The 14,270-nt window shown below is 34.8% G+C and carries 16 protein-coding genes; 11 read left to right on the top strand and 5 right to left on the bottom strand.

The annotated features are described in order from the left end of the window. Positions 1 to 26 precede the first annotated feature (26 nt). Positions 27 to 1,370 (bottom strand): NADP-specific glutamate dehydrogenase, encoded by a 1,344-nt coding sequence (gdhA, locus tag ACSVH9_RS04640; RefSeq protein WP_438062689.1) that lies wholly within the window; start codon positions 1,368 to 1,370, stop codon positions 27 to 29. Between the two features lie 278 nt (positions 1,371 to 1,648). On the opposite strand from gdhA, the gene ACSVH9_RS04635 reads away from it, so the two are divergent. Then, positions 1,649 to 2,440, top strand: a complete 792-nt coding sequence (locus ACSVH9_RS04635; RefSeq protein ID WP_438062688.1) for a THC0290_0291 family protein — start codon at positions 1,649 to 1,651, stop codon at positions 2,438 to 2,440. Positions 2,441 to 2,513: 73 nt separating this feature from the next. Here ACSVH9_RS04635 and ACSVH9_RS04630 read toward each other — a convergent pair whose 3' ends face one another. After that, a complete protein-coding gene (locus ACSVH9_RS04630) occupies positions 2,514 to 3,659 on the bottom strand; it encodes a cystathionine gamma-synthase (protein WP_438062687.1) in 1,146 nt (381 codons plus the stop codon). Positions 3,660 to 3,772: 113 nt separating this feature from the next. On the opposite strand from ACSVH9_RS04630, the gene ACSVH9_RS04625 reads away from it, so the two are divergent. Beyond that, positions 3,773 to 4,516: a DUF3298 domain-containing protein gene (locus tag ACSVH9_RS04625; RefSeq protein WP_438062686.1), complete on the top strand. Its 744-nt coding sequence runs from the start codon at positions 3,773 to 3,775 to the stop codon at positions 4,514 to 4,516. Positions 4,517 to 4,575: 59 nt separating this feature from the next. Here ACSVH9_RS04625 and ACSVH9_RS04620 read toward each other — a convergent pair whose 3' ends face one another. After that, positions 4,576 to 5,031, bottom strand: coding sequence for a DinB family protein (locus ACSVH9_RS04620; RefSeq protein ID WP_438062685.1), 456 nt, complete (start codon positions 5,029 to 5,031; stop codon positions 4,576 to 4,578). A 76-nt stretch (positions 5,032 to 5,107) separates the two neighbouring features. Between ACSVH9_RS04620 and ACSVH9_RS04615 the strand changes: the two genes are divergently transcribed. The 5 genes from ACSVH9_RS04615 to nadD all read left to right on the top strand — a co-directional run bounded on the left by ACSVH9_RS04615 (position 5,108) and on the right by nadD (position 8,597). After that, the gene (locus ACSVH9_RS04615) at positions 5,108 to 5,464 is read left to right on the top strand and encodes an arsenate reductase family protein (protein ID WP_438062684.1); all 357 of its coding nucleotides are present in this window, start codon (positions 5,108 to 5,110) and stop codon (positions 5,462 to 5,464) included. Then, positions 5,457 to 6,350, top strand: a complete 894-nt coding sequence (locus tag ACSVH9_RS04610) for a DMT family transporter (protein WP_438062683.1) — start codon at positions 5,457 to 5,459, stop codon at positions 6,348 to 6,350. The genes ACSVH9_RS04615 and ACSVH9_RS04610 overlap by 8 nt, the downstream gene beginning before the upstream one ends. Before the next feature lie 85 nt (positions 6,351 to 6,435). After that, positions 6,436 to 7,296 carry a YicC/YloC family endoribonuclease gene (locus ACSVH9_RS04605; RefSeq protein ID WP_438062682.1) on the top strand — a complete coding sequence of 287 codons (861 nt, stop codon included), beginning with the start codon at positions 6,436 to 6,438 and terminating at the stop codon, positions 7,294 to 7,296. Between the two features lie 25 nt (positions 7,297 to 7,321). Next, on the top strand, positions 7,322 to 7,891 hold the full coding sequence (gmk, locus tag ACSVH9_RS04600; protein WP_438062681.1) for a guanylate kinase: 570 nt from the start codon (positions 7,322 to 7,324) through the stop codon (positions 7,889 to 7,891). A gap of 94 nt (positions 7,892 to 7,985) precedes the next feature. Then, positions 7,986 to 8,597: a nicotinate (nicotinamide) nucleotide adenylyltransferase gene (gene nadD / locus ACSVH9_RS04595; RefSeq protein ID WP_024979806.1), complete on the top strand. Its 612-nt coding sequence runs from the start codon at positions 7,986 to 7,988 to the stop codon at positions 8,595 to 8,597. Here the strand turns inward: nadD and ACSVH9_RS04590 are convergent, their stop codons facing one another. Continuing rightward, complete coding sequence (locus ACSVH9_RS04590; protein ID WP_438062680.1) at positions 8,598 to 9,521, bottom strand: LysR family transcriptional regulator; 924 nt, start codon at positions 9,519 to 9,521, stop codon at positions 8,598 to 8,600. Between the two features lie 65 nt (positions 9,522 to 9,586). Between ACSVH9_RS04590 and ACSVH9_RS04585 the strand changes: the two genes are divergently transcribed. From ACSVH9_RS04585 to ACSVH9_RS04570, 4 genes are all read left to right on the top strand, one after another. Next, positions 9,587 to 10,354, top strand: coding sequence for a type 1 glutamine amidotransferase domain-containing protein (locus ACSVH9_RS04585; protein WP_438062679.1), 768 nt, complete (start codon positions 9,587 to 9,589; stop codon positions 10,352 to 10,354). Positions 10,355 to 10,456: 102 nt separating this feature from the next. Next, entirely contained in the window at positions 10,457 to 11,620 is a 1,164-nt protein-coding gene (locus ACSVH9_RS04580) for an iron-containing alcohol dehydrogenase (RefSeq protein ID WP_438062678.1), read from the top strand. A 291-nt stretch (positions 11,621 to 11,911) separates the two neighbouring features. Further along, on the top strand, positions 11,912 to 12,907 hold the full coding sequence (locus ACSVH9_RS04575) for an NAD(P)H-dependent glycerol-3-phosphate dehydrogenase (RefSeq protein WP_438062677.1): 996 nt from the start codon (positions 11,912 to 11,914) through the stop codon (positions 12,905 to 12,907). A gap of 50 nt (positions 12,908 to 12,957) precedes the next feature. Beyond that, a complete protein-coding gene (locus tag ACSVH9_RS04570) occupies positions 12,958 to 13,524 on the top strand; it encodes a hypothetical protein (protein ID WP_438062676.1) in 567 nt (188 codons plus the stop codon). Between the two features lie 272 nt (positions 13,525 to 13,796). Here ACSVH9_RS04570 and ACSVH9_RS04565 read toward each other — a convergent pair whose 3' ends face one another. Continuing rightward, positions 13,797 to 14,204: a hypothetical protein gene (locus ACSVH9_RS04565; RefSeq protein ID WP_438062675.1), complete on the bottom strand. Its 408-nt coding sequence runs from the start codon at positions 14,202 to 14,204 to the stop codon at positions 13,797 to 13,799. Positions 14,205 to 14,270 lie beyond the last annotated feature (66 nt).

The raw sequence follows: 14,270 nt of genomic DNA, 5'->3' as shown, positions 1-14,270 counted from the left end.
GGCTTTAACTAATTAACTTACTACTACTATACTACTCCTTGAGCTAACATAGCATCCGCTACTTTAACAAATCCAGCAATATTAGCACCTTTAACATAATCAACATATCCTGTTTCATCTGTACCATATTGTACACAAGAAGCATGAATATTCAACATGATATTGTATAATTTTTCATCTACTTCTTCAGAAGTCCAGCTTAAACGCAATGAGTTTTGAGACATCTCCAAACCTGAAGTAGCTACACCACCTGCATTAGAAGCTTTTCCTGGTGCGAACAAAATTTTAGCTTTGTGGAACGCAATAACAGCTTCTGGTGTAGAAGGCATATTAGCACCTTCTGCAACAGCAATACAACCGTTAGCTAATAAAAGAGCCGCTTCTTCTCCGTTCAACTCATTTTGAGTTGCACAAGGCAACGCGATATCACATTTTACTTCCCATGGACGTTTTCCTGCCACATATTTAGCATTTGGATATTTAGTAACATATTCACTAATTCTTCCACGTAATTCATTTTTCAATTCCATTACGAAAGCTAATTTTTCAGCATCAATTCCGTCTGCGTCATAAATATACCCCGCAGAATCAGATAAAGTAACTACTTTACCACCTAATTGAGTCGCTTTTTGAGTGGCATATTGAGCAACGTTTCCAGAACCAGAAATGACAACTGTTTTTCCTTCAAAAGAATCACCTTTTGTTTTCAACATACTTTGTGCGAAGTATACTGTTCCGTAACCAGTTGCTTCTGGGCGGATTAAAGAACCTCCGAAAGAAATTCCTTTACCAGTTAATACTCCTGTAAATTCATTTCTTAATCTTTTGTATTGACCAAATAAATAACCTACTTCTCTTCCTCCAACACCGATATCTCCTGCAGGAACATCAGTATCAGCACCAATATGTCTTTCTAATTCAGTCATAAAACTTTGACAGAACTTCATAATTTCGTTATCTGATTTTCCTTTAGGATCAAAATCAGAACCACCTTTTCCACCACCCATTGGCAAAGTAGTCAAGCTATTTTTGAAGGTTTGTTCGAAAGCTAAGAATTTCAAAATACTTAGATTTACAGATGGATGAAAACGTAATCCCCCTTTATATGGGCCTATAGCTGAGTTCATTTGTATACGGTATCCTCTATTTACTTGAGTTTGACCTTGATCATCAATCCAAGTAACTCTAAACATGATAACGCGTTCTGGCTCTACCATACGCTCTAAAAGCATTTTGTTTTGGTATTTTTTATTTTCTTCTATAAAAGGAATTACCGTTTCGGCAACTTCTAATACTGCTTGCAAAAATTCTGTTTCGTTCGGATTTTTTTTAGTTACCGAATCAATAAAATTAGTAATACTTTGTGACATGATCTTAATGATTATAAAAACGTTAGAAACACACTGTTAATTGCTCACAAATATACGCTTAAAACGTTAATTTGACCTATTTTTTTGCAATAAAAAGAAAAATTATCTTTTATTTAACCATTTATAAGGAAATACAAACATTAAACAATAAAAGTTACGAAAACGTTATAGTATTTGTAACAAATATCCATTTTAAATAATAATAATTGGTTTAACTTTTTGGGTATAATTTGTGTTATTTGTTTTTATATATTTGCGCGCAATAAATAGGCTATCAAATGTTTAAAAAAATACCACTCCTCTTATTCCTTTTAATAAGTACCCATTACAATTTACAAGCGCAATTTAATTTAGCACATGAAATAGGAATTACCTTTGGCCCGGTTGCATTTCAATCCGATTATGGCGAAAGACATGACATTGAAACCAATGCTGGTAATACAGGATTTGGAGTTGGTCTTGTGCACTATATCAATTTTTCATCAAGAGCTAATTATGGTAATTATTTTAATGATCATTTTAAAGTTCGAACGGAGCTTTCTTATAACTCTACAAGTTTCAGGCACTTTGGGAAATGGGTTGATCAGAGCTCTAACTCATTAGGAAAGCAGCAATTACGCGCCATGAGAGGCTCTTCAAAAATGGTAAATCTTGGATTTCAAGGTGAATTTCACCTTGTAAAAATACATGATTTTGAGAACACTATAGGTGCATTTGGTCCTTATGCAAGTTTAGGTGTCCTTTATAGTTTTTATGACGCTCAAGCTACTTCTACAATGGGGCCTTTGGGAACATCAGCAACCACAATACCTAAATACCTAATGCCATCTGATGGTCGTCCAAATGGATTTTCAAATGAATCCAAAGGAGTACTCTCAGTCGTTGCAGGATTTGGTACGAGATACAAGCTTACTACTATGAGTGACCTATTGGTAGATATGCGCTTTCAATACTTTTCTTCGGACTGGGTAGATGGTTTAAATCCAAACAAACAAGTATACACAGAGAACAAAGCAAATGATTGGATGGTTTGGTTTAACATTGGATATATTCAATACTTAGAGTTTTAATACTTAACCTAAAATTCATAAAAAAGGGCTCAATGTAAACTATTGAGCCCTTTTTTATGAGTATACTTTTTATCTAAGATAAAGCTTGTTCTAGGTCGGCTATCAAGTCGGCAGCGTCCTCTACTCCTACACTTAATCGCACTAAATCATCAGTAATTCCGACTTCTTTTCTTTTATCTTCCGGAATAGAAGCGTGGGTCATCAAAGCAGGATGATTGGCTAAAGATTCAACTCCTCCTAAAGATTCAGCCAAAGTAAACACCTTTAACTTTTCTAAAAATGCAATCGCATCTGATTTTTCACCTGATTTAAAAGTAAAAGAAACCATTCCACCAAAACCACTCATTTGCTTTTTGGCTATTTCATGAAACGGATGCTCTGGCAATCCAGGATAATAAACAGTTTTAATCTTTGGATGTGAATTTAAAAAAGCCACAACTTTTTCGCCATTTTCACAATGTCTTTGCACACGTAAATGCAAAGTTTTAATACCTCTTAACACCAAAAAACTATCCATTGGTCCCAAAGTTGCACCGGTTGCAAATTGCTGAAAATGCAATTGATTACCCAATGCTTCATCTTTTACAATCAAAGCTCCAGCAATTACGTCTGAATGACCTCCTAAATATTTGGTCGCTGAGTGCATGACAATATCAGCTCCTAAATCTAAAGGCTTTTGCAAGTATGGCGTTGCAAAAGTATTATCTACCGCAAAAAGGATATTGTTTGCTTTCGTTATTTGAGCAATTGCAGCAATATCCGCCAGTTTCATTAACGGATTGGTCGGTGTTTCTACCCAAACCAACTTCGTATTTTCGTTGATTAAAGATTGGAATTTCTCCAAATCATTCATATCAACAAAATGGAATATAATGCCAGATTCTTTATATATCCTAGTAAACATTCGATAAGTTCCTCCATACAAATCATCCATAGCGATAATTTCGTCACCTGCTTTAAAAGAACGCAAAACGCAATCTGTTGCCGCTAATCCAGATGAAAAAGCCAATCCTCTGGTTCCATTTTCAATACTTGCCAAAGCGTTTTCTAGCGCAGTTCGAGTTGGATTTGCAGCTCGGCTATATTCGTAGTCAGGATTCAAAGGCTTACCTGGACTCGTTTGTACAAAAGTGGATGTTTGATAAACGGGAGGCATTACAGCTCCAGTGCTTGCATCATGGTGTTGTCCTCCATGAATAACTTTAGTATTAAATTTCATGTGTATCGTTTTTTTGAATGACTACATTTATTGGAAATGCAAATTTACCGTTAAATATTGATAAAGCAACGTTTGTCTAGTCTACCTTTGTATACAATTAACACATTTGAGTTATGAAACGATACATCCAAAGCCTATTGTTGCTCGTAGTATTGAGTAGTTGTTCCAATGAAATACGCTTTGAAAATAAAGAATTCAGTAAAAAAAGTAACTTGCTGTGCAAAGAAAACTGTCCAGAAATAAAAGTGAGTATTCCCTATGCCACAAACAACAGTACTTCGGCAGATAGCATCAATAAAAAAGTGTTTTCTAGAATAAAAGAATTGGTCTATCTTGATGAAAAGCCAATAGAAACCGAGGATTATCAAGTCCTTCTTTCATCATTTATAAACTCTTATGAAACCACCAAAGAAGAAATACCTGATGCTACTTTTGGATGGGAAGCTGCAATAGAAGGAACAGTTAAATATCAATCTGAACATATTATCAATTTAGAGATTGACCATTACACTTTTACTGGGGGCGCTCACGGTTATGAAGGCCTTCAATCACTAATATTTGACTCAAAAACCGGAAAAAACATTTCAAATGAATCGCTTTTCAAAGATATTTCTGGGTTGAAAAAAATGTTAGAAATCAAGTTCCGAAAAAAATATCAAATACCACTAAAAGGCAACATCAATCAAACGGGTTATTTATTTGAAAATGACCAATTTCAATTACCTAAAAACATTTTTTTTACCAATGATGGTCTTTTGTTTCACTACAATCAATACGAAGCCGCTGCTTATGTAGAAGGACCTAAAACTCTTTTTATTCCTTATTCTTCTCTAAAAAAATACCTTGTTTTAAAATAAAAAATGCTTCAAAATCAAATCAGATTTCGAAGCACTTTTTTCTATTTGTATCGTGTTCTTTAAACGAACTTACGAAGACTCATAAGGATTCCGATATGTAACCCTTCATGAAAAGCATTGAATTGGATTGCTTCTTCAACAGTATGTAAAGTAAAACCTGTAGAGGTAGGATACTCATTAAAATTTTGAAAAACCTTGTTTTCGTAATCGGTTCTCATTTGCTCTACGGTTGAAAAAAGTAAACTCTTAATCAAATCCACTTCTTCTTGTGTAGCATCTTGTTCAGGCTTGGTTCCTTTTCGGTATTTTTCTACCAAATCATCAGAAACCTGCATTGGTAAACCAGATAATTTATAAACTAATAACTGTTGCGTCACCACGATATGAGCAATGTTCCAAAAGATAGTATTTGAAAAACCCTCAGGAATGGTATTCAATTGTTCTAGAGTATATTTTTCAAGATAAGGAGCAGCCATTTTTCGGCTTGTTGTTGTCAATTCAAATATTGCATTCATTTTTTTTATTTTTTGGATAAAAATACTCATTTTCGATGTAAATGGATTTTCTTTGCAGCACAAAAAAGCATTCCAAATGAACAAAATATATTACCTAGCTTCTTGCGATACCTGCAGAAAAATCATAAAAGGATTACCTGCAAACCACAATTTGGCTTTTCATGACATCAAACAAGACCCAATTACTGTTGATGAATTAGAAAAAATGGTGGAACTTTCAGGAAGTTATGAAGCTCTGTTTAGCAAAAAAGCCCAATTGTACAAATCGTTGAATCTAAAAAATCAAGCACTTACAGAAGCCGATTTCAAAAAATACATTTTGGAACATTACACCTTTTTAAGCCGACCTGTATTTATCATTAATGGTAAAATCTACATTGGTAATAGCCAACAAAACATTCATCAAGTTCATTTAGCATTGGCCCATGTCTAAAAGAAAGCTTGCCTTAATTGGCGCAACCATCGTTTCGATTATCTACGGCGTAACTTTTACCATTGCCAAAGACGTAATGCCTGCTTACATTGATGCTTTCGGGTTTATCTTACTTCGAGTGGGCGGTTCAGTGCTGCTTTTTTGGCTAACGTGGCTTTTTATGCCCAAAGAAAAAATTGCTTTGGGAGATTTTCCTAGAATTATTGCTGCTGCTTTTTTTGGAGTAGCATTCAATATGCTCACTTTTTTTAAAGGATTAAGCCTAACTTCACCTATTTCTGCTGCAGTAATTATGGTTTCAACACCAATGATTGTGCTGGTTTTATCAGCAATAATAATGAAAGAGCGCCTTAAAAAAAGAAAGGTTTTTGGAATTGTCCTAGGCCTGTTCGGTACTGCTTTATTGATTCTTTATGGCAAATCGATTGGAAACGCTAGCAATGCTGGATTGGGTAATTTTTTAGTATTAGTAAATGCAATCTCTTATGGTTTTTATCTCATCATTGTAAAGAAATTAATGCATACCTATAATGCCTTTACCTTTGTAAAATGGATTTATCTTTTTGGTTTCTTGATGGTTCTTCCCTTTGGATGGAGTGAGTTTAATGCAGTCAACTGGTCTTTAGTGCCTACTTCAATCTACTGGAAAATAAGTTTTGTTGTAGTTGTTTCGACTTTCTTAACTTATTTATTAAATTTACTTTCGATGAAAGAATTAAAACCTACTACGGTGGCTGTTTTTATTTATTTACAACCTCTTTTTGCGACGATTTTTGCTATTAGTTTAGGGAAAGACGAACTGAATTGGGTCAAAATAGGAGCTGCTATTTTAATTTTTACAGGGGTTTATTTGGTAACACAAAAAAACTCAAAAAGTCATAACTAATCATTGCTATACTACTTATTGCGTTAATTTGTATCCTTAAAGTACAAATTACTTTACTTATATTTACAGCCTTTTATACAAACATATGATACAATCCATGACCGGTTTTGGTAAAGCAACACTTCAATTGCCTACCAAAAAAATAACAATAGAAGTAAAATCCTTAAACAGTAAGGGTTTAGATTTGAATGTAAGAATGCCCTCTTTATACCGTGAAATGGAATTGGGATTGCGCAATCTAATTGCTTCAAAATTGGAAAGAGGAAAAATTGATTTCTCTATTTATATTGAAAGTACCGCTGAGCAAACCTCTACTCGAGTGAATGTTCCAATTGTAAAAGCCTATATCAATCAATTACTTGAGGTATATCCTGACGCCGACACAACTGAATTGATGAAAATGGCCGTTCGTATGCCGGATACTATGAAAGTAGAACGCGAAGAAATTGACGAAAGTGAATGGGCTACTATCCAAAATGTAATCGAAGAAGCACTTCAAAACATTTTGAATTTCCGTAAAGACGAAGGCGAGTCTCTCGAAAAAGAATTCCAATTGCGTATTGCTAATATCAGACAATTCATGAACGAAGCTTTGGCTTTAGACCCTGAGCGTGTTCAAGCAATTAAAGAACGCTTACAAACCGCTATTGCTGAACTTCAAGTAAATGTAGATGAAAATCGTTTTGAACAAGAGCTCATTTATTATCTAGAAAAGCTAGATATCACCGAAGAAAAAGTACGTTTAACCAACCATTTGGATTATTTCCTAGACACCATCAAAGGAACTGAAGCTAATGGTAGAAAACTAGGTTTTATTACTCAAGAAATGGGTAGAGAAATCAACACTATGGGTTCTAAATCCAATCATGCTCAAATGCAAAAATTAGTCGTTCAAATGAAAGATGAATTGGAGAAAATCAAAGAGCAAGTGTTGAATGTATTGTAGCTCCTAGGAAAAATTATAGTATAAAATGAAAAAAGGAAAATTAATAGTTTTTTCAGCTCCGTCTGGTTCGGGAAAAACAACAATCGTTAGGCATTTATTAGGTAAAGAAGATTTGAATTTGGAATTTTCAATTTCGGCAGCAACCCGTTTACCTCGTGGCGAAGAAGTAGATGGCAAGGATTACTATTTTATGTCATTGGAACAATTCAAAAAACACATCAAAGCAGAAGAGTTTGTTGAATGGGAAGAAGTGTATCGCGATAATTTCTATGGTACCCTAAAAAGCGAAGTGGAACGCATTTGGGCCATGGGTAAAAATGTGATTTTTGATATTGATGTAGCTGGTGGATTGCGCATTAAACACAAATTCCCAGAAGAAACCTTAGCTGTTTTTGTGAAACCTCCAAGCGTTGATGAATTGAAAAGAAGACTCAAAGAACGCTCTACCGAAAGCGAAGACAAAATCAATATGCGCATTGCCAAAGCCTCAGTAGAATTGGCTACGGCTCCACAATTTGATGTGATTATCAAAAATTACGATTTGCCTGTTGCACTTGAGGAAGCGTATCAATTGGTGAAGGATTTTGTAAAATAAGTAATTAGACAAAGGTTCATAAAGAAAATTTAGAGAAGTAAAAAAATTAATGCTTCTTGGTGAAAGTTTTGTAAACCTTTGCATAACTAGAAAAATGAAAATCGGACTATATTTCGGTACTTTTAATCCCATTCATGTGGGCCATTTGATTATTGCCAATCATATGGCAGAACATACCGATTTGGACCAAATCTGGATGGTCGTGACGCCTCACAATCCGTTAAAAAAGAAAAGTACGTTGCTAGATGATTATCATCGGTTACATATGGTACATTTGGCTACAGACACCTATACAAAAATAAAGCCTTCGGATATCGAATTTAAATTACCGCAACCCAATTATACAATTACTACACTGGTACATTTACAAGAGAAATATCCAGAAAACGAGTTTGCTTTAATCATGGGCGAAGACAACTTAAAATCGTTGCACAAATGGAAAAACTACGAAGCCATTTTAGAGCATTATTCCATTTATGTCTATCCGAGAATCGAAGCCATAGAAAACAATCAAAAAGCAATTGATACTGGAGCCGAAAACCCCTCTTTTGCCAATCATCCCAAAATCAAAATCATAGATGCCCCAGTAGTTGAAATTTCGGCTACTTTTATTCGCAATTGCATCAAAAAAGGCAAAAACATTCGCCCTTTATTACCGCATAACGTGTGGGAATATCTAGATCATAATAATTTTTACAAAAAATAATTACTCTAAAACCTCTTTTACAACAATAGCTATTTCTTGAGCAATAGCGTTTAAATTATCATTCTTTCCTGACAATAAAAATAAAGGTGTAGTAGGCATTTTGGGACTGTCCCATACCAACTGTAACTCTTTGTCCTGAATCTTTGATGCAACATTACAGTCCCAAACCACACTTATACCCGTGTTTTGAGCAAGAATTGCAATCATTTCATTTTCTGATGGAATGATATAATTGGCTATGATGGCAGGTCTTTTTTTATTAAAAACATGTAACCAAAATAGCTTAATGTGTGGTATTCCAGAGTCATGACTGTACCACTTCTGATCGTTCATCCAATGTTCTATAGCCACCAAATCATTGACAGTAATATTTTCTTTTACGATTTGAAGATCAATATCTGGAGTAGCCACAACGACTTGTTTTATTTCACCTAATTGCTGATGTAGCGTGTCAAAAGTATCGTACTGTTTGGTTACTATCGCAAAATCTATTTTCTTGGAATTTACTAAATCAAATAACTCCTCGTTGGTCCCAAAAGTGAAGTCAATAAAATCAAATTTTGATACTAATGAACTACCAAAACAGCCCAACAAATGCTTAGAAATTCCAATAGACAATAACCGATTAGTATTGAAGGCCTTAGCCCTAAAACCGTTTTCTACATTTTCTAAGCGATCCAAAGCATCAATGATTAAGTTATTGAGTAACTTTGCGTATTCCGTAGGCACCACCCCTTTTGATTTACGGTTGAATAATGTATATCCTACATGGGCTTCAAGCATAGCAATTTGCTGACTGACTGCAGGCTGACTAATGAACAACTCCTTAGCGGCTAACGAAAAATTTCCATTTTTGTATACTGATTTGAACGTACGATACCATTCTAAATTTACCATTGCTATAAATATATTTATCACAAACATAATTTAAATTATTTTTACTAATACCATATTCGCTATAAATTTGCAGTCTCAAATTAAAACAAGCGATGAAAAAAAGCACCTTATTATCGATTCTATTAGTAACCTTGAGTTGCTTTGTAGCAACTGCACAAAAACAAAATAAAAAGATGAAAAAAGTATTATTTGTAGTTACCAGCCACGATCAATTGGGTAACACAGGAGAAAAAACAGGATTTTGGACAGAAGAATTTGCTGCTCCCTATTATGCATTGGCCGATAAAGGTGTTCAAATTGATATTGCTTCACCTCTTGGAGGACAACCACCAATTGATCCAAAAAGTGCCGATCCAGCATCAGCAACTGAGGATACTAAACGATTTGATGCAGATGCTGTAGTTTTAGAAAAACTAAAAAACACCAAAAAACTAGCCACTATTAATCCTGCAGATTACGATGCTGTTTTTTACCCTGGAGGTCACGGTCCATTATGGGATTTGGCCGAGGATACAACTTCTTCAGACTTAATTGCTGCTTTTTACACACAAAATAAACCAGTAGCATTTGTATGTCATGCACCTGCTGCCTTAAAAAACGTAAAAGTAAATGGCCATTTCTTGGTTAAAGGTAAAAAAGTAACTGGTTTTACGAACTCCGAAGAAGCAGCCGTGGGATTAACCAATGTCGTACCTTTTTTGGTGGAAGATATGCTACAAAAAAATGGTGGTTCTTACAGTAAAGCTGGCGATTGGCAATCCTACGCCGTAGAAGATGGTTTATTGATTACAGGACAAAATCCTGCTTCATCAAAATTAGTTGCCGAAAAATTATTGGCTCAATTGCATTCAAAAAAATAAGAGAACGTCTCTAAAACGCTGAGAAGCTAAGTTACTAAGGTTTAAATGTGCTTTAAAAACTCAGAATCTTAGTATCTTAGTAACTCTTTTAAAAAAAACATCATGTTAAACTTCGAATTATACAATCCTACGAATTTAATTTTCGGAAAAGGACAAATAGAAAAAATAGCGACCTTGATTCCTGCAGAAGCAAAAATCCTGATTGCTTACGGAGGAGGCAGTATCTTCAAAAACGGTATTTATGACCAAGTAAAAGCAGCGCTTCCAGATCGTAATATTGTTGAATTTGGTGGTATTGAACCCAATCCTCATTACGAAACATTGATGAAAGCCGTAGCGGTAATCAAAGAACAAAATATCGATTTTATTTTGGCAGTAGGTGGCGGTAGCGTCATTGATGGCGTGAAATTCATATCGGCAGCTGTACATTTTGAAGGCAACCCGATGGATATTTTACAGAAACGCTTACTCATCAAAGACCTTAGCAAAGTAGTTCCTTTTGGTACGGTCCTAACAATTCCAGCTACAGGATCAGAAATGAATTCAGGCTCTGTTGTAACGATTGAAGCTACACAAGAAAAATTGGCGTTTGGCGGAAGTGCTTTGTTTCCTAAATTTTCCATTTGTGACCCAACTGTAATTGTTTCATTGCCAAAGCGTCAATTACAAAACGGCGTTGTAGATGCCTACACTCACGTATTAGAGCAATACTTGACCTATCCACATGAAGGTTATTTACAAGACCGTATTTCCGAAAGTATTTTGCAAACCCTAATCGAAATTGGACCAAAAGTAGTAGAGGATCCTACAGATTATGCTTTGGCCTCAAACTTTATGTGGAGCTGTACTATGGCACTCAACGGACTAATCCAAAAAGGAGTTCCTAGCGACTGGGCTACACACATGATTGGACACGAATTAACGGCTTTGTATGGAATTGATCATGCTAGAACATTGGCGATAATTGGTCCTAACTTATACAAGGTAATGTTTGAAACGAAAAAAGCCAAATTGGCCCAATATGGTCAACGTATTTTTAATCTAACTGGAAGCGAAGACGAAATTGCTAAAGAAGCTATCAACAAAACTGTTGCCTTCTTTCATACAATGGGAATGCAAACCCAATTATCTGACTACACCAAAGATTTCGAAAAAACAGCCGATTTTATAGCAAAAAGATTTGAAGAAAGAGGTTGGAAGGGCTTGGGAGAAAAACAAAACATTACTCCTGAGAAAGTTAGAGAAATTGTTACTGCTAGTTATTAATTCAAAAAAGCATCAATAAAAAAAGGCGTTTTACCAATGGTAGAGCGCCTTTTTCAATTACTAAAAAACAAAACTAACTAAACCAAACATAATTTTAATCACTAAAAATCTAATTATTAATTACTTACAACGTAAAGCATAATTATTTATTGTGTGAAATTTATTTTTTTTTTCAATAATTTAAAAAAGCCTTTCAAATCAATACCCGAAGCACTAAAAGGAGCTCGAGAATCGAAATTAATTTGTGTAATTACTAGTATTTTGAGTACTTTTGATGAAATTTAATAAAAAATGGCCGATAAATTAAAATTTGCAGTAATTGGTGGTGGAAGCTGGGCAACTGCTATTGCTAAAATGTTATGTGTGAACCAAAAAGAAATTTGCTGGTACATGCGGAACGAAGTCGCTATCGATCACATTAAAACTTACAAACACAACCCAAATTACTTGAGTTCGGTTGAATTTGACACAAACAAGCTTATCCTAACTTCGGATATTAATGAAGCAGTAGAATATGCTGATTACTTAATTTTTGCAATTCCTTCGGCTTTTTTGGAGGGAGAATTGACCAAAATAACTGTTCCGCTAAAAGACAAAATCATCTTTTCGGCCATCAAAGGGATTGTTCCAGAAACCAGCTTGATTGTTGGAGAACATTTTCATATTCAATACGACATCCCTTACTACAACATAGGCGTAATTACAGGTCCTTGCCACGCTGAAGAAGTTGCCTTAGAACGACTTTCTTATCTTACAATTGCCTGTGGTGACCCAGACAAAGCAAAAAAAGTAGCCGAAAATTTATCAGGAAACTATATCAAAGCCAAAATATCAGATGACATTATTGGAACAGAATATGCGGCCATGCTCAAGAACATTTACTCAATAGCAGCTGGTATCGCACACGGTTTAGGTTATGGTGATAACTTCCAATCGGTAATCATGAGTAATGCGATTCGTGAGATGAAAAAATTCATCAAAAAAGTCCACAAAATGAAACGTAACATCAATGATTCTGCCTATTTAGGAGATTTATTGGTAACAGGATACTCAATCTTTTCTAGAAATAGAATGTTTGGAAATATGATTGGAAAAGGCTACACTGTAAAATCAGCCATGATGGAAATGAGTATGGTTGCCGAAGGCTATTATGCTGTAAAAAGTGCTTACAAACTGAACCAAGGCTATGGTGCCAAAACTCCAATTATTGATGCTGTGTATCAAATTTTATATGAAGGGAAAGAAGCCAAAGCCGTGTTTAAAAAACTAACGGAAGAATTGGATTAAATCAGCATCCAAATTATTTTAACTTTAAAACAACACCTTAAATAAAACTAATGAGATATATACTTTCATTCATTCTATTAAGTATTGTTTCAATTAGTTTTGGACAAAATAACGCTGGAGCCGCACAATTTTGGAATCAATTAAAAACACATTGTGGACAATCTTTTGAAGGACAAATTACAGCAGGCGCGACCCCTAACGACCCTTTTTCTGGAAAAAAATTAGTAATGCATATTCGTAGTTGTGAAAACAACAGAATACGAATTCCTTTTTTTGTAGGGGAAGATAAATCTAGAACTTGGGTCCTGACTTTTGAGGATAATAAAATTCAGCTCAAACACGACCACCGTCACGAAGATGGAACACCAGATAAAATCACTCAATATGGCGGTATGTCTACCAACAGTGGATTACCAACAATACAATTTTTCCCAGCTGATCAAGAAACTGCTTCTTTGCTTCCAAATGCTTCCACTAATGTTTGGTGGATTATTCTAGACGAAAAAACATTTAGTTACAACCTAAGACGTATTGGTTCAGACCGATTGTTTACCGTAACTTTTGACCTTACAAAACCTATTCAAAATCCATCTGCACCATGGGGATGGAAAGAATAAAAAAAGGCATCTGTTTTATAAACAGATGCCTTTTACAAAAACACACAACTAACTAATTAACTAAAACAACCAATAAACCTTTTCTTTAGAATCATTTTCTGTTTACTTAAAAACAATTGGCGTGCCAAACTAAAAACCCTTACATCTAAAGAGATTATGTTTTATGAAGTAACTTGAATCTGTCCAATTAATGGATTTTATTTCAAAATTTGGACAAAAAAAATACCATTGGAAACTCCAATGGCATTTTTTAAACGTTCATTATAGCTAATTTACCTCACAATTACTCCATCCACAAAAAGGATAGGCACTTCCTCCATTTCGGATTCATTGATGCTATTGGCTTTGAAAATGAATTTTTTATCGTACAAGGTTCCATCAATAAAATACGTTACCATAAACTCGTTATTGAGCGTAAGTACACTTTTCTCAATCATTTCTATTTTAACAACAGAAACCGCTGGTATTTCAACGAAAGCGTGACGCAAAAGCGATGTTTTTTTCATTTCGCCATCAATCGTTCCAAAGGCTTTTGAAACAACCATAACGCCTTCTAAATTGAAATCACTATCGTTTACCAAGTAGGCGTACCACACTTTTTCCATAAAGTCGTCGCTCCATTCTTGAACGGCAGCAATAAATACATTTTCTACGACAGGTATGATGATGTCTTTTTTCATAGTTTAAAAAAATGAGTCCCTAGTACTTAGTCCTCAGTCAATAGATGCTATGACTGCAAAAGAACT

Origin of the sequence: Flavobacterium sp. RSSB_23, assembly GCF_051547145.1 — a bacterium.
In the GTDB taxonomy this organism is placed as follows: Bacteria; Bacteroidota; Bacteroidia; order Flavobacteriales; family Flavobacteriaceae; genus Flavobacterium.
This window is presented reverse-complemented; position numbering and strand designations above follow the sequence as displayed.

Excerpts from the sequence above, each read along its gene's own strand:
- ACSVH9_RS04590 (WP_438062680.1), bottom strand. The coding sequence starts at position 9,521 with ATGTTTGTGATAAATATATTTATAGCAATGGTAAATTTAGAATGGTAT.
- ACSVH9_RS04635 (WP_438062688.1), top strand. The coding sequence starts at position 1,649 with ATGTTTAAAAAAATACCACTCCTCTTATTCCTTTTAATAAGTACCCAT.
- gdhA (WP_438062689.1), bottom strand. The coding sequence starts at position 1,370 with ATGTCACAAAGTATTACTAATTTTATTGATTCGGTAACTAAAAAAAAT.
- ACSVH9_RS04580 (WP_438062678.1), top strand. The coding sequence starts at position 10,457 with ATGTTAAACTTCGAATTATACAATCCTACGAATTTAATTTTCGGAAAA.
- ACSVH9_RS04620 (WP_438062685.1), bottom strand. The coding sequence starts at position 5,031 with ATGAATGCAATATTTGAATTGACAACAACAAGCCGAAAAATGGCTGCT.
- ACSVH9_RS04625 (WP_438062686.1), top strand. The coding sequence starts at position 3,773 with ATGAAACGATACATCCAAAGCCTATTGTTGCTCGTAGTATTGAGTAGT.
- gmk (WP_438062681.1), top strand. The coding sequence starts at position 7,322 with ATGAAAAAAGGAAAATTAATAGTTTTTTCAGCTCCGTCTGGTTCGGGA.
- ACSVH9_RS04605 (WP_438062682.1), top strand. The coding sequence starts at position 6,436 with ATGATACAATCCATGACCGGTTTTGGTAAAGCAACACTTCAATTGCCT.
- ACSVH9_RS04585 (WP_438062679.1), top strand. The coding sequence starts at position 9,587 with ATGAAAAAAAGCACCTTATTATCGATTCTATTAGTAACCTTGAGTTGC.
- ACSVH9_RS04570 (WP_438062676.1), top strand. The coding sequence starts at position 12,958 with ATGAGATATATACTTTCATTCATTCTATTAAGTATTGTTTCAATTAGT.
- ACSVH9_RS04575 (WP_438062677.1), top strand. The coding sequence starts at position 11,912 with ATGGCCGATAAATTAAAATTTGCAGTAATTGGTGGTGGAAGCTGGGCA.
- ACSVH9_RS04615 (WP_438062684.1), top strand. The coding sequence starts at position 5,108 with ATGAACAAAATATATTACCTAGCTTCTTGCGATACCTGCAGAAAAATC.
- ACSVH9_RS04630 (WP_438062687.1), bottom strand. The coding sequence starts at position 3,659 with ATGAAATTTAATACTAAAGTTATTCATGGAGGACAACACCATGATGCA.
- ACSVH9_RS04610 (WP_438062683.1), top strand. The coding sequence starts at position 5,457 with ATGTCTAAAAGAAAGCTTGCCTTAATTGGCGCAACCATCGTTTCGATT.
- nadD (WP_024979806.1), top strand. The coding sequence starts at position 7,986 with ATGAAAATCGGACTATATTTCGGTACTTTTAATCCCATTCATGTGGGC.
- ACSVH9_RS04565 (WP_438062675.1), bottom strand. The coding sequence starts at position 14,204 with ATGAAAAAAGACATCATCATACCTGTCGTAGAAAATGTATTTATTGCT.